At 71.6% G+C, this 19,703-nt stretch carries 20 protein-coding genes and 1 tRNA gene; 10 read left to right on the forward strand and 11 right to left on the reverse strand.

Features of this window, described 5'->3' with window-relative positions:
- Positions 1 to 150 precede the first annotated feature (150 nt).
- A tRNA-Thr gene (locus IE226_RS25810) sits at positions 151 to 224 on the forward strand.
- Between the two features lie 65 nt (positions 225 to 289).
- Here IE226_RS25810 and IE226_RS25815 read toward each other — a convergent pair.
- Positions 290 to 1,684: an NAD(P)/FAD-dependent oxidoreductase gene (locus IE226_RS25815; RefSeq protein WP_190083759.1), complete on the reverse strand. Its 1,395-nt coding sequence runs from the start codon at positions 1,682 to 1,684 to the stop codon at positions 290 to 292.
- Between the two features lie 131 nt (positions 1,685 to 1,815).
- On the opposite strand from IE226_RS25815, the gene IE226_RS25820 reads away from it, so the two are divergent.
- The 3 genes from IE226_RS25820 to IE226_RS25830 all read left to right on the forward strand — a co-directional run bounded on the left by IE226_RS25820 (position 1,816) and on the right by IE226_RS25830 (position 4,152).
- The gene (locus IE226_RS25820) at positions 1,816 to 2,583 is read left to right on the forward strand and encodes a DsbA family protein (RefSeq protein ID WP_190083760.1); all 768 of its coding nucleotides are present in this window, start codon (positions 1,816 to 1,818) and stop codon (positions 2,581 to 2,583) included.
- A gap of 84 nt (positions 2,584 to 2,667) precedes the next feature.
- Positions 2,668 to 3,570, forward strand: a complete 903-nt coding sequence (locus IE226_RS25825) for an aminoglycoside phosphotransferase family protein (protein WP_190083761.1) — start codon at positions 2,668 to 2,670, stop codon at positions 3,568 to 3,570.
- A 99-nt stretch (positions 3,571 to 3,669) separates the two neighbouring features.
- Complete coding sequence (locus tag IE226_RS25830) at positions 3,670 to 4,152, forward strand: GNAT family N-acetyltransferase (RefSeq protein ID WP_190083762.1); 483 nt, start codon at positions 3,670 to 3,672, stop codon at positions 4,150 to 4,152.
- 14 nt (positions 4,153 to 4,166) lie between these two features.
- On the opposite strand, the gene IE226_RS25835 is transcribed toward IE226_RS25830, so the two are convergent.
- Both IE226_RS25835 and IE226_RS25840 read right to left on the reverse strand, forming a co-directional pair.
- Positions 4,167 to 5,189 (reverse strand): zinc-binding dehydrogenase, encoded by a 1,023-nt coding sequence (locus IE226_RS25835; protein WP_190083763.1) that lies wholly within the window; start codon positions 5,187 to 5,189, stop codon positions 4,167 to 4,169.
- 103 nt (positions 5,190 to 5,292) lie between these two features.
- Complete coding sequence (locus IE226_RS25840) at positions 5,293 to 6,549, reverse strand: NAD(P)-binding protein (protein ID WP_190083764.1); 1,257 nt, start codon at positions 6,547 to 6,549, stop codon at positions 5,293 to 5,295.
- Between the two features lie 127 nt (positions 6,550 to 6,676).
- Between IE226_RS25840 and IE226_RS25845 the strand changes: the two genes are divergently transcribed.
- Positions 6,677 to 7,345: a pentapeptide repeat-containing protein gene (locus IE226_RS25845; RefSeq protein ID WP_229871538.1), complete on the forward strand. Its 669-nt coding sequence runs from the start codon at positions 6,677 to 6,679 to the stop codon at positions 7,343 to 7,345.
- Between the two features lie 222 nt (positions 7,346 to 7,567).
- On the opposite strand, the gene IE226_RS25850 is transcribed toward IE226_RS25845, so the two are convergent.
- The 3 genes from IE226_RS25850 to IE226_RS25860 are packed head-to-tail and all read right to left on the reverse strand — an operon-like array spanning position 7,568 to position 10,165.
- The gene (locus IE226_RS25850) at positions 7,568 to 8,065 is read right to left on the reverse strand and encodes a hypothetical protein (RefSeq protein WP_190083766.1); all 498 of its coding nucleotides are present in this window, start codon (positions 8,063 to 8,065) and stop codon (positions 7,568 to 7,570) included.
- 46 nt (positions 8,066 to 8,111) lie between these two features.
- On the reverse strand, positions 8,112 to 8,768 hold the full coding sequence (locus IE226_RS25855) for a response regulator (RefSeq protein WP_190083767.1): 657 nt from the start codon (positions 8,766 to 8,768) through the stop codon (positions 8,112 to 8,114).
- Complete coding sequence (locus tag IE226_RS25860) at positions 8,765 to 10,165, reverse strand: sensor histidine kinase (protein ID WP_229871539.1); 1,401 nt, start codon at positions 10,163 to 10,165, stop codon at positions 8,765 to 8,767. Before IE226_RS25860 ends, IE226_RS25855 begins: the two co-directional genes overlap by 4 nt.
- A 311-nt stretch (positions 10,166 to 10,476) precedes the next feature.
- Between IE226_RS25860 and IE226_RS25865 the strand changes: the two genes are divergently transcribed.
- The 4 genes from IE226_RS25865 to IE226_RS25880 all read left to right on the forward strand — a co-directional run bounded on the left by IE226_RS25865 (position 10,477) and on the right by IE226_RS25880 (position 14,524).
- Positions 10,477 to 11,034 (forward strand): GlcG/HbpS family heme-binding protein, encoded by a 558-nt coding sequence (locus IE226_RS25865; RefSeq protein ID WP_190083768.1) that lies wholly within the window; start codon positions 10,477 to 10,479, stop codon positions 11,032 to 11,034.
- Between the two features lie 120 nt (positions 11,035 to 11,154).
- Positions 11,155 to 11,757 carry an ankyrin repeat domain-containing protein gene (locus IE226_RS25870; protein ID WP_190083769.1) on the forward strand — a complete coding sequence of 201 codons (603 nt, stop codon included), beginning with the start codon at positions 11,155 to 11,157 and terminating at the stop codon, positions 11,755 to 11,757.
- 77 nt (positions 11,758 to 11,834) lie between these two features.
- Positions 11,835 to 12,989 carry a YncE family protein gene (locus tag IE226_RS25875; protein ID WP_190083770.1) on the forward strand — a complete coding sequence of 385 codons (1,155 nt, stop codon included), beginning with the start codon at positions 11,835 to 11,837 and terminating at the stop codon, positions 12,987 to 12,989.
- 86 nt (positions 12,990 to 13,075) lie between these two features.
- On the forward strand, positions 13,076 to 14,524 hold the full coding sequence (locus IE226_RS25880) for a M1 family metallopeptidase (RefSeq protein ID WP_190083771.1): 1,449 nt from the start codon (positions 13,076 to 13,078) through the stop codon (positions 14,522 to 14,524).
- A gap of 96 nt (positions 14,525 to 14,620) precedes the next feature.
- On the opposite strand, the gene IE226_RS25885 is transcribed toward IE226_RS25880, so the two are convergent.
- From IE226_RS25885 to IE226_RS25900, 4 genes are all read right to left on the reverse strand, one after another.
- The gene (locus tag IE226_RS25885) at positions 14,621 to 15,136 is read right to left on the reverse strand and encodes a GNAT family N-acetyltransferase (protein ID WP_190083772.1); all 516 of its coding nucleotides are present in this window, start codon (positions 15,134 to 15,136) and stop codon (positions 14,621 to 14,623) included.
- Between the two features lie 19 nt (positions 15,137 to 15,155).
- Positions 15,156 to 15,995 (reverse strand): phosphoenolpyruvate hydrolase family protein, encoded by an 840-nt coding sequence (locus tag IE226_RS25890; RefSeq protein ID WP_190083773.1) that lies wholly within the window; start codon positions 15,993 to 15,995, stop codon positions 15,156 to 15,158.
- A gap of 51 nt (positions 15,996 to 16,046) precedes the next feature.
- Positions 16,047 to 17,318: a Tm-1-like ATP-binding domain-containing protein gene (locus IE226_RS25895; RefSeq protein ID WP_190083774.1), complete on the reverse strand. Its 1,272-nt coding sequence runs from the start codon at positions 17,316 to 17,318 to the stop codon at positions 16,047 to 16,049.
- A gap of 221 nt (positions 17,319 to 17,539) precedes the next feature.
- Positions 17,540 to 18,115, reverse strand: a complete 576-nt coding sequence (locus IE226_RS25900; protein WP_190083775.1) for a TerD family protein — start codon at positions 18,113 to 18,115, stop codon at positions 17,540 to 17,542.
- A 230-nt stretch (positions 18,116 to 18,345) separates the two neighbouring features.
- Here IE226_RS25900 and arfB point away from each other — a divergent pair, with 230 nt between their 5' ends.
- A complete protein-coding gene (gene arfB, locus IE226_RS25905; RefSeq protein ID WP_190083906.1) occupies positions 18,346 to 18,783 on the forward strand; it encodes an alternative ribosome rescue aminoacyl-tRNA hydrolase ArfB in 438 nt (145 codons plus the stop codon).
- A gap of 167 nt (positions 18,784 to 18,950) precedes the next feature.
- Here arfB and IE226_RS25910 read toward each other — a convergent pair whose 3' ends face one another.
- On the reverse strand, positions 18,951 to 19,442 hold the full coding sequence (locus IE226_RS25910) for a flavin reductase family protein (RefSeq protein WP_190083907.1): 492 nt from the start codon (positions 19,440 to 19,442) through the stop codon (positions 18,951 to 18,953).
- Positions 19,443 to 19,703 lie beyond the last annotated feature (261 nt).

The raw sequence follows: 19,703 nt of genomic DNA on the forward strand, positions 1-19,703 counted from the left end.
GTGTAGTCCACCTGAGTGAACTGCTCGTGACCGTACCCCGAGGGCCATACGTCTGTCAGTAGCCGGGGAGCTGCGATGTTCGGGGAAATTTTCGACGAGGGCACGAGCGGTGTTGGTTACACTGCTCGGGCACGTCAGTAGACGCGTCACGCCTCCTTAGCTCAGATGGCCAGAGCAACGCACTTGTAATGCGTAGGTCGTCGGTTCGAATCCGACAGGGGGCTCTGCCTCCGGCCCCGGACTTCTTGTCCGGGGCCGGTCGCGTGCGGGGCCCTCGGCGTTCGTGTGTTCAGTGGCGGCCCGAGAGGCGGTCCGCGAGGCGGGCGAGGTGGGGGGATCGGGGTGTGGGGGTGGTCAGCTCTTTGTGGTCCGCGTTGCGGTAGGTCGCGTACATGCCGTGGACGCCGAGCCAGCGCAGTGGTTCCGGTTCCCACTTGCGGACCTTGTGGTTGACCCAGGGGAGCGTGGTGAGGTCCGTGGGGCCTGCTTGGCCCGAGTCCTGCTGGACCAGGTCGCGCAGGGTGCGGGCGGCGAGGTTGGCGGTGGCCACGCCCGAGCCGACGTAGCCGCCCGCCCAGCCGAGGCCCGTCGCGCGGTCGAGGGTGACCGTGGCGCACCAGTCGCGCGGGACGCCGAGGACGCCGGACCAGGCGTGGGCCACTTCCACTCCGGCCAGTTGGGGGAAGAAGCGGGTGAGGATCTCGCGCAGGGCCTCGATCGTGGCCGGTTGGGTGCGGCCGTCGTTGTCCGTCTTCGAGCCGTAGCGGTACGGGACGCCCCGGCCGCCGAGCGCGATGCGGCCGTCGGCGGTGCGCTGGGCGTACATGTACGCGTGCGCCATGTCGCCGAGTGTTTCCCGGCCTTCCCAGCCGACCGACTCCCATTGGGCGTCGGTGAGGGGTGCTGTGGCGATCATGGATGAGTTCATGGGGAGCCAGGTGCGGCGCTGGCCCCTGAGCGATGCCGTGAAGCCCTCCGTGCAGCGCAGGACGTAGGGGGCGCGGACCGTGCCGTACGGGGTGATGGCGTGTTTCGGCTTGATCTCCGTGACGGGCGTTGATTCGTGGATCGTCACGCCCAGCGCTTCGACCGCTGACGCCAGGCCCTTGACCAGTTTCACCGGGTGCAGGCGTGCGCCGTGCGGGGTCCAGGTGGAGCCGACGGCGCCCGCGACGCGGATGCGGTCGGCCGTCTCGCGTGCGCCGTGCAGGGTGCGGTCCTTCTCGCCGTACGCGAGTTCCGTGGCGTGGAATTCCTTCAGGCGTGCCAACTGGGCCGGTGTGTAAGCGACTTCGAGTACGCCGCCGTGGTGGATGTCGGCGTCGATCCCTTCCGCCTTCGCCGTCTCGATCACATCGGTGACCGTGTCGTTCATCGCCTCCTGGAGGCGGGTCGCCGCTTCCTTGCCGTGCAGGCGGGCGTAGCGGTCGCGGCCCGCGACGCCGTTGTAGAGCCAGCCGCCGTTGCGGCCGGAGGCGCCGTAGCCGCAGAACTTCTGTTCCAGGACGGTGATGCGGAGGAAGGGGGCCGCCTTCTTCAGGTAGTAGGCGGTCCACAGGCCGGTGTAGCCGCCGCCGACTATGCAGACGTCGGCACTCTCGTCGCCCGGCAGGGGTTCACGGGGGGCCGGAGTGCCGTGGTCCGCATACCAGTACGAGATGCCGCCGTTGATCGTGCTGCTCATGCGCGGGACGTTACTGCGCTGGTGGGGGCTTTGGGGAGGGTCGTGGCGTACGGGTTCGGGGCGGGGGGTCCGATACGTTGATCCGGCGCGTGGCGAAGTGCCATGTGCCTTGATCATGGAGGACTGTTCAGATGGCCGTACGCAAGGCCGGGCGCATCGTCACCGCGGTGGCCGCCGCCGCACTTCTCGCCGGGGGCGCAGCCGCCTGCGGGCCCGAGGACCTCACGGGCGGGGGCGGTGGCAGCGACGACAAGGCGTCGGCCTCGGCGGGCGGTTCCGCGTCCGACGGCGGTCCCGAGGCGAAGGCGCCGCCGGCCGGTACCGAGGCGCTCGCGAAGACGCCCGCCACCGTGAAGGGCGGGGTGATCACGGTCGGCGACCCGAAGGCCGGGCACACGGTCAAGCTGTACGAGGACGCGCGCTGCCCGATCTGCAAGAAGTTCGAGGAGACCGGCGCGCAGGCCCTGGTGAAGCCGGTGGCGGAGGGCAAGGTGAAGGTGGAGTACACGCTCGCCTCGTTCCTCGACAAGAACCTCGGCGGCAGCGGCTCGGTCAACGCGGCGAACGCGCTGCGGGCGTCGGTGGACGCGGGCAAGTTCCCGCAGTTCCACGCCGCGGTCTTCGCCAACCAGGCCGAGGTCGAGACCGACGACGCCTACACCCCCGCCTTCCTGCTGAAGATCGCCGACAAGGTGGAGGGGCTGCGGGGCGCCGAGTTCGACAAGGCCGTGCGGAAGGGGACGTACAAGAAGTGGGTCGGTGAGGCCATGCAGGCCTTCACCGACGACGGCATGCAGGGCACGCCGACCGTCGTGATCGACGGCAAGAAGGCGGACAGCCGGTCGCTGTTCGCCCGGGACACGTTCGCCGAGGAACTCAAGGCCGCCGGGATCTCCTGACCGTCCGCATCCCTCCCCGGTGGTGGTCTCGGGGCCCGGATAATCCCCGTGCGGCGACTTATCCGCGCCGGTAGCGTCGCGGGCGTGATCGACATTCGCGTTCCGGACGAGCTGATCGCATCGCAGTACGAGTACGCGGGGGAACCCGGCCGGGCCTTCATCGCGGCGCTGCCCGCGCGTGTGACGGAGTTCGTCGAGCGCTGGGATCTCACGCTCGACGGGCCGTCCATGCACGGCATGGCGGCGCTCGTGCTGCCCGTGGTGCGGCGGGACGGCACCCCCGCCGCGGTCAAGTTCCAGCTGCTCGACGAGGAGACCGAGGGGGAGCCCGTCGGTCTTCGGGTGTGGGACGGCGACGGGGCCGTGCGGTTGCTGGACCATGACGCCGCCACCGGCACGATGCTGCTCGAACGCCTCGACTCCGGGCGGATGTTGTCCTCCACGGCGGACAGCAGATCGAGTACGCGCAAGGCGGTGCTCGTCATCGCCGAGTTGCTCGCGCGGCTCACCGCCGTGCCCGCGCCCGAGGGGATGCGGCGGCTCGGTGACATCGCGGCGGAGATGGTCGATGACCTGCCGCAGGCTCTGCGGGCCATCTCTGATCCGGTGCAGCGCGCGCTCGTGGAGCGGTGCGGGGGCGCGGTGCGCGAGGTGATGGGGGAGCCCGGCGACCAACTCCTGCACTGGGATCTGCACTTCGAGAACGTCCTGGCCGCCGAGCGCGAACCGTGGCTCGCCATCGACCCGAAGCCGCTGGCCGGGGACCCCGGTTTCGACCTCTGGCCCGCGCTCAACAACCGCTTCGACGCGGATGACGTGCTGTGGCGGTTCGACGCGATGAGCGAGGTCCTCGGGCTCGACCGGGAGCGGGCGAAGGCCTGGACGCTGGGGCGGGTGTTGCAGAACGCGCTGTGGGAGATCGAGGACGGGCGGCCGCTGGACGAGGAGGATCTGGAGGTCGCGCGGCTGCTGTCGGGGGCGCGGTGAGGTAGCCCTGGCTGGGGGGGGCGGGGTGAGGTCATCCTGGCGGGGCGGTGTGGGGTAAATCTGTTGGGGGCGCGCCGAGGGGCGTCGTACCCTGCGGCCATGATTCGCACCGCCACGCCCGACGACGTCCCCCTGATCCACGCCATGGTCCGTGACCTGGCGGAGTACGAGAAGGCTCTCGACGAGGCCAGGGCCACCGAGGAGCAGCTGCGTGAAGCGCTCTTCGGGGAGCGGCCCGCCGCGTTCGGGCACATCGCGCAGGACGACGATTCGGGGGAGGTCGTCGGGTTCGCGCTGTGGTTCTTGAACTTCTCCACGTGGCGCGGGGTGCACGGGATCTACCTGGAGGACTTGTACGTACGGCCCGAGGCGCGCGGCGGCGGTCACGGCAAGGCGCTGCTGCGCGAGCTCGCGCGGATCTGCGTGGAGCGGGGGTACGAGCGGCTCGAATGGTCCGTGCTCGACTGGAACGAGCCGTCGATCAACTTCTACAAGTCCCTCGGTGCGCTGCCGCAGGACGAGTGGACCGTGTACCGGCTGACCGACGGGGCGTTGGCGGGGCTGGGGGCTGCTGTCGACTAGGAGGCGGGGTTGGTTCAGGGGATGAGGACCACCTTGCCCGCGGTGCGGCGGTTTTCCAGGTCGGCGTGGGCCGTTGCCGCCTTCGACAGGGGGTAGCGCTGGACCGCCGGGGTGAAGTGGCCCTTCGCCGCCTCGGCCAGTGCGGCGAGCTCCAGGGTGCGGACGGGGTTGTCGCCGCCCGCCTTCCGCATCATCGCCGGGCCGAGGACGCCGGTCTGCGTGATGCCGCGGGCCGCGAGCTGCTCGTCGGTGAACGTCAGGGGTTCGCCGTCGTGCGGGCCCTTGCCCGACCAGCCGAAGACGAGGTGTTCGCCGCCGGGGGCGAGGAGGTCCACGGCGGCCAGGCCCGGCGCGCCGCCCACTCCGTCGAAGACGACGGTGGCGCCGGGGGCGCCGATCTTCGTCAGATACGCGCGTACGTCGTCCGGCCAGTCCGGGTTGCCGGGATCGCGGTAGTCGACGGCGAGGTCCGCGCCGTACGCGCTGACCCGGTCCGTCTTCTCCGGGCCGCCCGCCAGGCCGATCACCGTGGCGCCCGCGTGCTTGGCGTACTGGACCAGGAGCGTGCCGATGCCGCCGGCCGCGGCCGGGATGACGACGACGGAGTCGGGGGTCAGCTCGGTGAACTGGAGTATGCCCATCGTCGTACGGCCCGTGCCGATCAGGGCCACGGCCTGTGCGTCGTCCAGGGCGTCCGGGATCTCGTGCAGGCGGGCGGCTTCGGTGACGGCGAGTTCGGCGTAACCGCCGGGGGCGAAGCCGATGTGGGCGACCACGCGCTTGCCGAGCCAGCCCGCGTCGACTCCCTCGCCGAGCGCGTCGACGGTGCCGGCGATTTCGCGGCCGGGGATCGTGGGCAGCTCGGGTAGTTCGGGGAGCGGGCCCTTGATGCCGGCGCGGATCGCGGTGTCCAGGAGGTGCACGCCGGCCGCGGTCACCGCGATGCGGACCTGGCCGGGGGCCGGCGCGGGGTCCGGGGTCTCCTCGTACGTGAGGTGCTCGGCCGGGCCGAAGGTGTGCAGGCGGATGGCGTGCATGGGGTGGCTCCTCGGGCTTCGTCGGGTGCCCGGGCTCTGGGTGCTCGGGCTTCGGGTGCTCGGCGCCGGTTCTTCTCCCGGCGTGTGGCCCCACCCTCGTATCTCAAGCGGACTTGAGGTCAAGCCTCCTGGAGGTCAGTGCGAGCGTCACCGCCTCGAGGGCGCTGTTGAAGGAGACCTCGGAGAGCAGGCCGGGCGCCGCGACCTGGTCACCGGCGAGGTAGACGCCGGCGCCGCGGTTGATGGCCGGGCGGTCGCGCCAGGTGGTGCCGGGCAGGTCCACCGCGCCGGTGCGGCCGTTGGACACGGAGTCCCGGCGCCAGATCAGGCGGTCGCGCCAGCCGGGGAAGCCGAGGTCGAGCAGGTGGTCGGCGCGGGCCACGCCGTCCGCCTTGGTCTCGTCGGGGGAGAGCGGGATCTGGCCCTGGACGAGTTCCTGCCCGGCGGGGGCGAGGGTGCGGTCCTGGGTGGTGAACCGTTCGATCCAGCCGGTCCTGTCCAGGTCGGAGATGGCGAAGGGGTCGCCCCTGCGGGAGTTGAGGGCCAGGTCGACGAGGGTGGTGCGGGCGCTGTCCCAGTGCAGCGTGTCGTCCTGGAGGAGGCGGCGGGCCGCGGGGAGGGAGGTGGCCACGATGACCGGGCCTGACGCCGGGAGCGAGGCCAGAGTGTCGACGCGGGACAGCGTTTCCACGCGTACGCCCAGGTTCCAGGCGAGTGCCGCCATGCGGTCGATGACCGAGCCCCAGCCGCCGCTGGGATAGTGCGCCTCCGGGGGCAGCTTCGTGGCGCGGCGCAGGCGTTCGTGCACGAACCTCGCGGAGAGGGAGCCGGGGTCGTGGTGGAACGTCGCCACGGCGATGTAGTGCGCGGCGGCGCGGGCGCCTTCCTCTCCGACCTCGCCGGTGGCCCAGGTCATGAAGTCGACGTCCACGGGCGCCTGTTCGGGCTTGCGGCGCAGGAGCTTCACCATCGCCACGGGTGGGGTACGGCGGAGCCTGCCCCGGTGGTGGAGGCGCAGGCGGGTGCCTTCGACGGGCGGGAGGGACGCGAGAGGGCCGATGAGGTCGCGCTGCTTGAGCCAGGTCCAGTGGGGGCCGCCGTTGTAGAGGGCGTGCGGGCCTTCGTTCGTGCGGTACGCGCCTTCGGCGGTGCGGGCTCGGCCGCCGAGGGTGTGGTGGGCCTCGTGGATGGTGACGCGGGCGCCGGATTCCGCGGCGGTGATGGCGGCGGTGAGGCCGGCGAAACCGCCGCCGATGATGGTCAGGGGGGTGGGGGTAGGGGTGGGGGTAGGAGTGGGGGTGGGTGTGTGGTTGTGGTTGTGGGCTTTCTGGTTGGTGCCGTTGGTGCTGTTGGTGGGCATGGGGTGGGGCTCCTGTCGTGGTCGGGTGGCGCCTTGTCGCGGGGCTCACTCCGTACGACGGATGGGGTGCGGCGGATGTGACATCGGGGGGCGCGGCATTGTCAGTGGGTGGGTGCACGATGGGCGGATGGGACAGAGGGATGCGGCAGCGGTGAAGAAGGCGCGGCGGCCCGAGGTGCGGTTGCCCGCGCTGCGGGAGTTCGAGGGGGGCGGGCTGGAGCCCGACGGGGATTACGACGGGTTCGCGTTCCGGGATCTCGATCTCGCGGGGCAGGACGGCGGGGGCGCGCTGTTCCTGGACTGCGCGGTGACGGGCTGCGGGCTGACGGAGACGCGGCTCAGCAGGGCGCGCTTCGTGGACTCCGTGCTGACGGAGCCGCGGGGAGTCGGCACGGAGCTCGTGGAGGCTTCGCTGCGGGACGTGGAGGTGGTGGACGCGCGGCTGGGGGGCGTTCAGCTGCACGGGAGTGTGCTGGAGCGGGTCGTCGTGCGGGGCGGGAAGCTGGACTATCTGAACTTGCGGAAGGCGCGGTTGAAGGACGTCGTCTTCGAGGGGTGCGTGCTGGTGGAGCCGGACTTCGGGCAGGCGTCGTTGGAGCGGGTGGAGTTCGTGGGCTGCGTGCTGAAGGGGGCGGACTTCAGCGGGGTCCGGATGAAGGACGTCGACCTGCGGGACGCGGCGGAGGTGGACATCCTGCGCGGGATCGACTGCTTGGCGGGGGCGGTGATCAGTGCGGGGCAGCTGATGGACCTGGCACCGGCGTTCGCCGCGCAGGTGGGGGTGCGGGTGGACTAGCGTCCGGCTTTGGCGGGGGTTGGCGGTACCGGTGGACTAGCGTCCGGCTCTGGCGGGGGTGGCGGTGCCGGTTCCGGTGCCCGTGCCGGGGGCGTCTGGGGGTGCGGTGCTGGTCCGTGCCGGGGGCGGGGGCGCGCCGGAATGTCCGTGCTCCGGGCGGAAATACCGGCACGTCCCCTCGGGTCTCGATGCCGGGTGCGGGGGGATTGGACCGTCAGGCGCCTACGCCCGGGGAAAGCGGGACTGGAGCGTCCAGATCGTGGGGTTGTCCGCCAGGGACTCGTGGAGGTCGATCAGGTCTGCCAGGAGGTCCTGGAGGAAGTCACGGGCCTCGCGGCGGAGTTCCGTATGGGAGAAGGTCAGCGGGGGCTCCTCCGCCCGCATCCAGTCCGCCTCGATGTCCACCCACCCGAAGCGCCGCGTGAACAGCATGCGGTCCGCCGACTCCGTGAAGTCGAGCTCCGCGTACTGGGGGCGGGAGGCGCGGCTGCCGAGCGGGTCCTGGTCCACCTGCTCGACGATGTCGCACAGCGCCCAGGCGAAGTCCAGGACCGGCACCCATCCCCAGGCTGTGGACAGCTCCCGGTCCGCCTTGGTGTCCGCGAGATACACGTCCCCGCAGAACAGGTCGTGCCGCAGCGCGTGGACGTCCGCGTTGCGGTAGTCGAACTGCGGGGGGTCGGGGAAGCGGCGGGAGAGGGCGTAGCCGATGTCGAGCACGTAGAGATGGTGTCATGCGGTGCGGGCAGGGCCCGGCCGGTGCCGCTCAGGGCAGCAGGCGTTGCTCTTTTGCCACCGACACGGCACCCGCTCTCGTGTCCACGCCGAGTTTGTCGTAGATGCGGCCGAGGTGGGTCTTGACCGTGGCCTCGCTGATGAAGAGGGCGCGGGCGATGTCCCGGTTGCCCAGCCCCCGTGAGAGCTGGGCGAGGATGTCGAGCTCGCGGTCGGTGAGGGTGGGCAGCGGCTTGCGCATGCGGGCCATCACGCGGGAGGCGACCGGCGGGGAGAGCGTGGTGCGGCCCTGCGCGGCGGCGTGGATCGCGGCGAAGAGTTCCTCGGGGCGTTCGGCCTTCAGGAGGTAGCCCGTCGCGCCCGCCTCGATGGCCCGGGTGATGTCGGCGTCCGTGTCGTAGGTGGTGAGGACCAGGACGTGGGGTGCGGGTGCGGGGGCTTGTGAAGCTGTGATGTGGCGTGTTGCTTCTACGCCGTCCATTCCCTCGCCCAGTTGCAGGTCCATCAGGACCACGTCCGGCGCCAGCTTCGCGGCGAGCGCGATCGCCTCCTCGCCCGTACCCGCCTCGCCGACCACCTCGATGTCCGGCGCGCTGCCGAGCAGGGCCAGGAGTCCGGCGCGTACGACGATGTGGTCGTCGCAGACCAGGAGGCGGACCGGGGGCGTGGCGGACGTGGGGGGCGTCATGGGGTCTCCCGGGGAGAGAGCGGGATCGAGACGGAGAGCACCGTGCCCTCGCCCGGCGCCGACTCGATCGTCAGGGTGCCGCCGAGCTGCCGTGCCCTGGCGCGGATCGCGGGCAGCCCGTGCCCACGCCGGTCGGGGGCGGGCGGTCGTTCGGCGGGCAGTGGTTCGGTGGGAGGTCGTTCGGCGGCCAGTGGTTCGGTGGGCGGTGGTTCGGTGGGCGTGAAGCCGCAGCCGTTGTCCGCGACGTCGAGTACCACCTGGTCGTCCAGGTGCGTGAGCGTCAGCGCCGCCGCACTCGCGCCGGCGTGCTCCGTCACGTTGGCCAGGGCGCCCTGCGCGATGCGTACGAGCGCGGACTGCGTGCGGTCGGGGAGCGGGGCGGGCGTGCCCTCGGAGTGGAAGCGGACGGTGAGGCCCGCGTCCTGCGCGGTCCGCGCGGCCAGTGTCCGCAGCGCCTCGTCCAGGCCACCGCCGTCGGCGAGGTCGGCCGGTGCGAGGTCGTGCACGAAGCGGCGGGCCTCGGCGAGGCCGTGCTCGGTGATCGACTCGGCGGTACGGACGTGGGTACGGGCCTTGGCCGGGTCCGTGTCCCAGACGCGCTCGGCGGCCTGGAGCAGCATCTGCTGGCTGGACAGGCCCTGCGCGAGGGTGTCGTGGATCTCCATGGACAGGCGCTGGCGCTCGGCGAGGGTGCCTTCGCGGCGTTCGGTGGCGGCCAGTTCGCGGCGGGTGCGGATGAGGTCGTCGATCAGTTCGCGCTGGCGGGCCGCCTGGCGCTGCATGTAGGCGAAGACGGCCGTCGCGATCGCCGACACGGCGGGCGGGCCGAGGATCAGGTCCGGGTCGTAGCGGCCCGCGAGCCGTAGCTGCGAGGCGATGACGCAGCCGGTCAGGACCGCCACCAGGACCAGGGCGGGGCGTGGCGGCAGCGTCCGGAGCCCGGTGAAGAAGAGCGGCACCGCGCACCAGCCGAAGCTCGGCGCGAGGATGACGAGGACCAGCCAGACCCCGACGACCAGGGCGAGCCAGGTGAGGCGGCGCGGGGTGGGGCGGACGCCGGCTGCCGGGCCGGACCAGTAGGGCGTGGCGCGCTGCCCGCGCAGGGCGGAGGCGAGCGGCGGGAGGGCGTACAGGACGGCGAGGACCACGGAGAGCGCGATGATCCACGGCACGCGCGCGCCGCCGGGGTGACGCAGCAGGAAGCGGGCCAGCGAGGTGGCGAGGAGCAGGTAGAACGCCGCGTGCATGACGGCTGCGAGCCAGCGTGAGTCGGGGTCGGCGGGGGCGCGGTTTGTGGAGCCGCGGTTTGTGGAGCCGCGGTTTGTGGGGCCGCCGTTTGTGGGGGAGATCTGCCGCGGCGCGGCGGGGTTTTCGGAGGCGCTCTCGTCATGTCCCACGGCTCTGCTCCCTCCACCTCGCTGCTGAACTGCGCAAACAACCTCATTGTGACCCGGCGGGACCACCGAGGGGTCAACCGATCGGTTGACCCTCGTGTCCACCGAGCCGCAGGCAGGCAGCAGCCGGTACGTCGAGGGCTCGGCCCGGATACGCCCGGAGGATTGATGGCAGAGGAAACAACCTCCCCCGATCAACGGATCACCGGATCGTCCCGGTCTCTGGATCGCCGGATCACCGGACCATCCCGGTCTCCGGATCACCCAGGTCTCCGGACCCCGCGATCCCCGCCTTCACCCCCGAGGAGCCCCCAATGCAGAAGATCTCCCGCCGTGCCCGCGTCCTGACCATCGCCGCCACCGCCGCCGTCCTCGGCGCCGGTACCTTCGGTGCCGTCTCCGCCAGCGCCGAGGCACCTGCCGCCGCCCCCAAGGCCGCCGTCGCCGCCGACGCGAGCAACAAGAACCTGACGCAGTCGACGCACCTGAACGTCGCCGCCGCGACCAAGGCAGCCCAGGCCGCCCTCGACGCCGCGAAGAAGGAGAACCAGCGCGTCTCCGTCGCCGTAGTGGACCGTAACGGCAACACCATCGTCGAGCTGCGCGGCGACGGCGCGGGCCCGCAGTCCCCCGAGTCGGCCGTGAAGAAGGCGTACACCGCCGTCTCCTGGAACGCGCCCACCTCCGAGCTGACCAAGCGCCTGGAGCAGGCCCCGAACCTGAAGGACATCCCCGGCACCCTGTTCCTCGCGGGCGGCGCCCCGGTGACCGCCAAGGGCGCGCCCATCGCGGGCATCGGCGTCGCGGGCGCCCCCAGCGGCGACCTGGACGAGAAGTTCGCGAAGGCCGGTGTCGCGGCGCTCGGCCGATAAGGCCCCACGCCACCGACACCGCGCACCGCACGCCGAAGCCACCCGGATCTCATCATGCTGAGGCTGTTCCCGGTCCGTACGACGACGAGAGGGACGTTCATGACGACGAGGAGAACGTTCATGGCAAGGACCGCCGACGACCAGCGGCTGCTCGACGCCGCTCGTACCGGGAACACCGCCGAGGTGAGAGCCGCCATCGACGCGGGCGCCCGCGTCGAGGCCCGTGACACCGAGCTGCGCACGCCCCTGCTGCTCGCCGCACTCGGCGACCACGTGGAAGCGGCCCGCGTCCTGGTGGCCGCCGGCGCTGACGTCGACGCGCAGGACCATCGCGCCGACAGCCCCTGGCTGGCCACCGGCGTGACGGGCAGCGTCGCCATGCTGCACGTCCTGCTGCCCGCGGGGCCCGACCTGAAGCTGCGCAACCGCTTCGGCGGGATCTCCGTGATCCCCGCATCGGAACGCGGGCATGTCGCGTACGTACGGGAAGTCCTGCGCGTCCCCGGCATCGACGTCGATCACGTCAACGACCTGGGCTGGACAGCCCTGTTGGAGGCCGTGATCCTAGGCGAGGGCGGCCCGGCGCATCAGGAGATCGTGGCGCTGCTGCTCGCCGCGGGCGCGACGCCCGGTCTCGCCGACCGGGACGGCGTCACGCCCCTCGCGCACGCCGAGCGCCTCGGCTTCACGGAGATCGCCGCGCTGCTGCGGGACGCCTCATGAAGCCCGTACGGGCGGCACGGTCGCCTCTACGGGCGCCACAGTCACCCCGCGTGCCCGGTGTGCCCCGCGTGCCTCGAATGACCCGCCTGCCCCGCCTGCCCTGCCTGCCCCGCGTGGCGCTCTCCGCCGGCGCCGCTCTCCTGGCGGCCTCGGCCCTCGCGGGCTGCGGCGGAAGCGGCCCCGCCTCCGCCGGCACCACCGGCACCACCGAGCCCTCCCGCAATACGTCCACCGCCACCCTCCCCGACCGGCAACGCACCCCCGAAGGCACCCTCCTGGTCGCCGACTTCGGCTCCGACACCGTCACCTTCGTCGACCCCGAACGCGGCCCCATCGAGTCCGTGCGGGTCGGCAAGGCCCCCTACGGGCTCACGGTGGGTGAAGACGGCCGTGCCTGGGTCGCCACCGCCGACGCCGTGGCCGTCGTCGACACCCGCACCCGCGAACGCGTCGACCGCGTCCCGTACGAGACCGAAAGCGGACCCGCGACGACCGGCGAGTACCGCGGCGGCGGCATGGGCATCGCGCTCTCCCCGGACGGCGACCACGCCTACGTGGGCGTCAACGTGCCGGACGGCAACGGCACGCTGGAGGTCATCGACACAGAGAAGCGCGAGGTCACCGACACCGTGCCGGTGGGCCGGCGCCCCTTCGACGTGGACGTGTCGAAGGACGGCGGCGAGGTCTACGCGACCAACCACGACTCCTTCGACGTGACCGTCGTACGCGCCGACTCCCTGAAGCCCCGCCGCATCGAAGTCGCCCCCTACGGCACCGAAGGCGGCCTCGGCTCCTGGCTCAAGCCGCACTACGCCGCCGTACGCCCCTCGGACGGCAATCTCCTGCTCCCCTTCGAGGGCGAGAAACTCGTCGTGCTCGACCCGCGCACCGGAGAGTCCGTGATCGAGCCGATGACGGCCAACACCCACCAGCACGGCGCGCAGATCACCGACGATGGGACGCTGTTCGCGGTCGGCACGGGACCCATCGACCCCTCGTCGGACAAGGGGCCCTCGCTGACCATGCGCACGAAGGACGGCAGGGAGAAGGTCTTCCCGCTGGAAGGGCCGCACGAGGACGTCGCCGTCTCCGGGGACGGCCGCACCGCCTATGTCACCGGCGGCTTCACCCGCGACGGCTTCTGGAACGGGATCACCGTCATCGACCTGGAGAGCGCAGATACGCGGCGCCTCCCGGCGGGGGAGCGGCCGTTGGGCATCGCGGTTCTCTGAGCCCCCGCGCTCCCCTCGCTCCCCGCGCTCTCCACCATCCCCGCGCTCCCCCACGCCCCTTACGGAGCCGCTCGCACCCCGAACATATGCCGCATAAGATCACAGCCGTGCACCTACGATCCACGGCGTTCCGAGGCACCTCGGCCGCCGCCCTCACCGCTCTCGCCCTCACCGCCTGCAGCGGCTCCGGAGTGCACGGCACACCCGGAGCCGACGGTGTGCGCGACCCGTACTTCCCCAAGCTGGGCAACGGCGGTTACGACGTCGCGCACTACGACCTGACCCTCGGCTACGACCCCGACGCCCGCCACCTCACCGCCACCACCGAGGTCACGGCACGCGCCACCCGGGACCTCAGCGCCTTCAACCTCGACCTCAAGGGCCTGGACGTGCGGGGCGTCACCGTCGAGGGCAAGGACGCGAACTTCCACCGCGACGGGCAGGAGCTGACGATCCGGCCCCCGGACGACCTCGACGAGGGCGAGACGTTCCGCACGGTCGTGCGCTACTCCGGCAGTCCGGAGACCGTCACCGACGCGGACGACTCCGAGGAAGGCTGGCTGCGCACGGGGGAGGGGGCCCTCGCGCTGGGCGAGCCGACGGGCTCGATGGCGTGGTTTCCGTCCAACAACCACCCTTCCGACAAAGCCTCGTACGACATACGGGTCACCGTCCCCAAGGGCCTGAAGGCCATCTCCAACGGGGAGTTGACCCGCGAGTCGACCAAGAACGGCCGTACCACCTTCGCCTGGCACAGCGCGGAGCCGATGGCGAGCTATCTCGCGACGGTCGCGATCGGGCCGTACGAGGTGAAGAGGTCGACGACGAAGTCCGGCATCCCGGTGCTGACGGCGGTGGAGCCGGCCGAGGCGAAGGCGAGCGCGAAGGCGCTGAACCGCATCCCCGAGATCCTGGAGTGGCAGGAGCTGAACTTCGGGCCCTATCCCTTCTCGTCGTCTGGCGCGATCGTCGCCGGCGAGGGGGACGCGGGATACGCCCTGGAGACCCAGACCCGGCCCACCTATCCCGGCGCCCCCGACACCTCCCTCGTCGTCCACGAGCTGGCCCACCAGTGGTTCGGCAACTCCGTGACGCCGAAGTCCTGGCGGGACATGTGGCTCAACGAGGGTTTCGCGACGTACGCGGAGTGGCTCTGGGAGGAGGACCACGACGGCGACAGCGTGCAGGAGACCTTCGACCAGATCTACGCGGACGACTACTACGAGGACAAAGAGGACAACGACGCCATCTGGGCCTTCCCGCCCGCGAAGCCGCCGTCCGCCGCGGAGATCTCGGACAGCCCGGTCTACGAGCGGGGCGGCATGGTCATCCACAAGATCCGCCAGGCGGTCGGCGACGACACCTTCTACGACATCGTGCAGGGCTGGACGAAGACCCACCGCCACGGCAACGCGGACACCGAGGACTTCACGCGGTACGTGGAGAAGCACGCGGGCGGCGAGGCGGCGCGCGAGAAGGTGCGCGCGATCTGGGGTCCGTGGCTGTACGGGGACGGGAAGCCGGAGCGCCCGTAGGACGTCACGCCACCAGCGGCGGCGTACTCCCGGCCTCCCGGCCAGCCCGCCCGCCGGCCAGCCCGCCCGCCGGCCCGCCCGACCGATCGCGGCGGACTACAGCAGCGGCTTGCGCAGGACGGCGCACGGGCGGTCCACTTCGAGGTCGCGCCGGTGGTCGATGGCCTCGTAGCCGAGCGACTTCCAGAAGGCGAGCCCGGCGTCGTTCCCCGCGAGCACGGCGAGACGCGTCCCGGTGCGTCCGTCAGCCCGGAAGCGCTCCTCGATCAGCCCCGCCAACTCCCGCCCAAAACCCCGGCGTTGCTGCCCGGCGTCCACCATCAGCAGCCCGATCCACGGGTCCGGGTCGGCGGGGTCGGGATGGCGGTCCAGCGTGATGCCGATCCCGACGACCCGCCCCCCGGAACGAGCGACGAGCACCTCCGCGCCCGGCACGGACAGCTCGTCCGCGAGCGCGGCGGCGACCTGCTCGGGGCGGATGTCGTCCGGGTCGGGGAAATCACCCGAGAGGGCGTGGAAGACGTGGTTCGACGCGTACAGGGCGGTGAGCTCGGTGAGCAGCTCGCCGGGGAGCGCGCCGTCCTCGGCTGGAGTGAGCGGTTCGAGGATCATGCGGCGCAGGTTAACCGCCTCAGCCGTGCGCCTTCAGGGACTTGAAGGCGCGGGTCTGGTCGACGATGGCCCGCTCCGTGGGGAGGCGTTCGATCGAGGACGCCCCGAAGAAGCCGACGATGCCGGTGGTGCGGGACAGGACGTGGGCCGCGTCGTCCGGTTCCGCGATGGGGCCGCCGTGGCACAGGACCAGGATGTCGGGGTTCACGCGTTTGGCCGCGTCGTGCATCTCCTGGACGGCCGTCGCCGCCTGGTCGAGGGTCATCGCCGTGCCCGCGCCGATCGCGCCCTTCGTCGTCAGGCCCACGTGGGGGACCAGGACGTCCGCCCCGGCCCGCGCCATGTCGGCCGCCTGGCCGGGGTCGAAGACGTACGGGGTCGTCAGGAGGTCGCGGGCGCGGGCCTCGCGGACCATGTCCACCTCAAGGCCGTATCCCATGCCCGTCTCTTCGAGGTTGGTGCGGAACGTGCCGTCGTACAGGCCGACCGTCGGGAAGTTCTGGACGCCGGTGAAGCCCATCCGCTTCAGCTCGTCCAGGAAGCGGCCCATGTCCCTGAACGGGTCCGTGCCGCACACCCCGGCGAGGACAGGGGTGTCCTTGACGACCGGGAGCACCTCCCTGGCCATGTCCACCACGATCGCGTTCGCGTCGCCGTACGGGAGGAGCCCGGCCAGGGAGCCGCGGCCCGCCATCCGGTAGCGGCCGGAGTTGTAAATGATCAGGAGGTCCACGCCACCCTCCTCCGCACACTTGGCGGACAGCCCGGTACCCGCGCCGGCACCGATCACCGGGTGGCCGGTCGCCACTTGGGCGTTGAGCCGGGACAGTGCCTCGGCGCGGGTGATGGTGCGGGTCATCGGGGTGCTCCTTCGCTGGGAGGCTGAGGGCGGTTTCAGGGTGTTTGGTTGTCAGGGCGTCTGCCGGAGCGCGCGTGCGCCGATCAGCTCGTCGAGGCGCTCCGCCATCGCCACCGCGAACCCCGCGTCGTTGATGTGCGCGTCCACCTCGTGCAGTCGTACGCCGCTGCCCCGCACCGCCGTCCGCAGCGCGCCGAGGCCGGCCTCGGCCGCCGCCGTGTCCCGGAACGGGCCGCCCTCGGCGTCCACCGCCGAGACCCCGCGCAGCGGCCAGAAGAACTCGACGGGGCCGCGCGCGGCGGCGAGCCGGTGGCCCAGGGTGGCGCCGAGCGCGGCCATCTCCTCGGCGGTCGTGCGCATCAGGGTGACCGTGGGGTTGTGGACGAGGAGGGTGCGCTCCCTGAAGCGCTGCGGAACCGTCGCTTCCGGGCCGAAGTTGACCATGTCGAGGGCGCCGGGAGCGACCACCTGCGGGATGCCCGCGCGGCCCGCGGCGGTGAGGCGTTCGGGGCCCGCCGAGAGGACGCCGCCGACCAGTTCGTCGGCGAGTTCGGTGGTCGTCAGGTCAAGTACGCCGTCCAGGAGGCCGTCCGACGCCAGCTTCTCCACCGCCCGGCCGCCCGAGCCCGTCGCGTGGAAGACGAGCACTTCGTAGCCGAGCTCGTCGAGCCGGGCGCGGGCCGCGTCGATCGCGGGCGTCGTCACGCCGAACATCGTCGCGGCGACCACCTTGCGGCCGCGCCCCGCGAGTTCGTCGTGGTTGCGTTCATAGCGCCGGGCCATGCCCGAGGCCGCCGCCGCCGCGTTGCCGAGGACCTGCCGGGAGACCGCGTTGATGCCGGAGATGTCCACGACGCTGTACATCAGGGTGATGTCGCTGCTCCCCACGTACGGCGATACGTCGCCGCCCGCCATCGTGCTGACCAGGACCTTCGGCACCCCGATCGGCAGCGCGCGCATCGCCTGCGCGGCGATCGACGAACCGCCGCTGCCCCCGGCGGCGAGCACCGCGTGCAGCTTGCCCCGCCGGTGCAGGTCGAGCACCACCTCGGTGACGCCGTCCGCCATCGCAGCCACGGCCGCGCCCCGTTCGCCCGCCGCACGCAGTTTCGCCAGGTCGTGCCCGGCGGCACGGGCCACGGCTTCGGCCGAGACGTCGGCGGACACGTCGGCGGCGGGGGACTGGGCAGGTGGCGGCAGTGGCGGCAGTATGCCGGTGTCGACGAGCAGGGTGTCGCTGCCGTACTCCCTGAGCCGCTCGCGCAGCCAGGCGTACTCCGCGCCTTTGGTGTCGAGCGTCCCGACCAGCACCACGGTCGCCATGGCCCTCACACTCCCTCAAGTGATGGGTGGTGCTGCCCGATCCTGCTGCCGCCGCGGCGCGGAAGCAACGACCGGGGCGGGGCGCGGGGAAAAGCGGAAGCAACGACCGAGGCGGGGTGCGGGAGAAAAGGGAAAACGGGGAGACGGCGAAACGCGAGGGCCCCCGGCGGAGATTCCGCCGGGGGCCCTCGTGAGTCGGCCTACGAACTGGCCGGTGAACCTCAGACGTTGACGCCGAAGTCCTGCGCGATGCCGACGAGACCGGACGCGTAGCCCTGGCCGACGGCGCGGAACTTCCACTCCGCACCGCTGCGGTACAGCTCGCCGAAGACCATGGCGGTCTCGGTGGCGGCGTCCTCGCTCAGGTCATAGCGGGCGATCTCGGTGCCGCCGGCCTGGTTGACGATGCGGATGAAGGCGTTCCGCACCTGGCCGAAGTTCTGCGAGCGGTTCTCGGCGTCGTAGATCGAGACCGGGAAGACGATCTTGTCGACGTCGGCCGGGAGACCGGCCAGGTTGACGTTGATCTGCTCGTCGTCGCCCTCGCCCTGGCCCGTGACGTTGTCACCGGTGTGCACGATGGTCTGGTCCGGCGTCGCCTTGTTGTTGAAGAAGACGAAGTGGCCGTCCGAGTAGACCTTGCCCTGCGGGTTCACCGCGATGGCCGAGGCGTCCAGGTCGAAGTCGGTGCCGGTGGTGGTGCGGACGTCCCAGCCGAGGCCCACGGTGACGGCGGTCAGGCCCGGAGCCTCCTTGGTGAGCGAGACGTTGCCACCCTTGGACAGGCTTACTGCCATTGTTGGGAGTCCCTTCCCTCGTTGCGTACGAACGGGCTTCGTACTGTGGACGAAGCTACCGTCACCCCTATGAACGTCGACCGGGGTCCCAGAGGTTCCAGGTCCTTTTACTTTCTTTGCCAACCTCTGACGTCACATACGCCACAGGAGTGGCGCGCCCCCGACGGACGGCCGACGCAAGCGCGGCACGCCGGAAATGCGGGTGACGTGGACCGGACAGACGCGGGACGATAGGACGCATGTCCGGTCCCTATGTCATCCGCGGCTCCGTCTCCCTGCCCGAGGCCGAGCTCATGTGGCGCTTCTCCAGGTCCTCCGGGCCGGGCGGTCAGCACGTCAACACCAGCGACTCGCAGGTGGAGCTGCGATTCGACCTGGCCAACACCGAATCGCTGCCCCCGGTGTGGAAGGAGCGCGCCCTGGAGCGGCTCGCGAACCGGCTCGTCGGCGGCGTCGTCAGCGTCCGGGCCTCCGAGCACCGTTCCCAGTGGCGCAACCGCGAGATGGCGGCGACCCGCCTCGCCTCGCTGCTCGCCGAGGCCACCGCACCGCCCCCGCGCCCCCGCCGCGCCACGAAGATCCCCCGCGGGATCAACGAGCGGCGCCTGCGCGAGAAGAAGCAGCGCAGCCAGACCAAGCGCGGCAGGTCGGGCGAGGGCTGGGGCTGAGCCCGGTCACACGGGGCGACGGGCACGGCGGCCGCCCGCGCCCGTCCGCGGCCGTCTGAGGCGGTCTCCGCCGCGAACTGTGCGCCAGCAAAGTCCGCCGGACGGGAAAGCCGACGGGAAACTCGACGCGAAAAAGGTCCACTCACCGGTAATTTCGCGGACGGGCCTCAGCCCAGCTGTCGGTACTTCCCCTTGAAGTACGTCAGCGGACCGCCGTCGGCGCTCGGCAGATCAGCCGAAAGTACTCGCCCGATGACGAGGGTGTGATCACCCGCTGTAACCGTCTGTTCGGTCCGGCACTCCAGCGTCGCGAGCGCGCCGCCGATCATCGGCGCCCCGGACGCCGCTCCCCGGGTGTAGGCGATGTCCTCGAAGAGCAGCCGGTCGCTGATCCTGCCCTTCATCGCGAACCGGCCCGCGATGTGCCGCTGGCTCTCGGCGAGCACGGAGACGCCCCACAGCGGCTGCTCGGCGAGCAGGTCGTCCATCCGGGAGCCCTCACGCAGGCTGACCAGCACGAGCGGCGGATCGAGCGATACGGAGAGAAAGGCCGTCGCGGTCATGCCCACGTCCTCGCCGACCGGCGCGTGCGGATCGTCCGCGTCCAGCGAGGGCTCGCAGGCGGTCACCAGGACCACACCCGCGGCGAGCCGGGACATGGCGGCGCGGAACTGTTCGTTGCTCACCCCCACAGGATGCCCGCCGGGGGACGGGGAAGCCGGGGAGGGTGGGGCGGGGAGAGTCGCGGGAGCGCCCTCATGGGATGTCTTCAGTACGGGAACCACGCCCCCGACGCTAGCCCGGCCCCTCCCCGCGCCACATCGGGCCGACGGCCGAGGCCGGGCCTAGGTCCGAGGGCCGAGGAGGGCCCGGGCGCCTCGCGGGTCGTCCGGCGGGCAAGTGGACTGGACCAACGAAGG

It is taken from the genome of Streptomyces longisporoflavus (assembly GCF_014649775.1).
In the GTDB taxonomy this organism is placed as follows: Bacteria; Actinomycetota; Actinomycetes; order Streptomycetales; family Streptomycetaceae; genus Streptomyces; species Streptomyces longisporoflavus.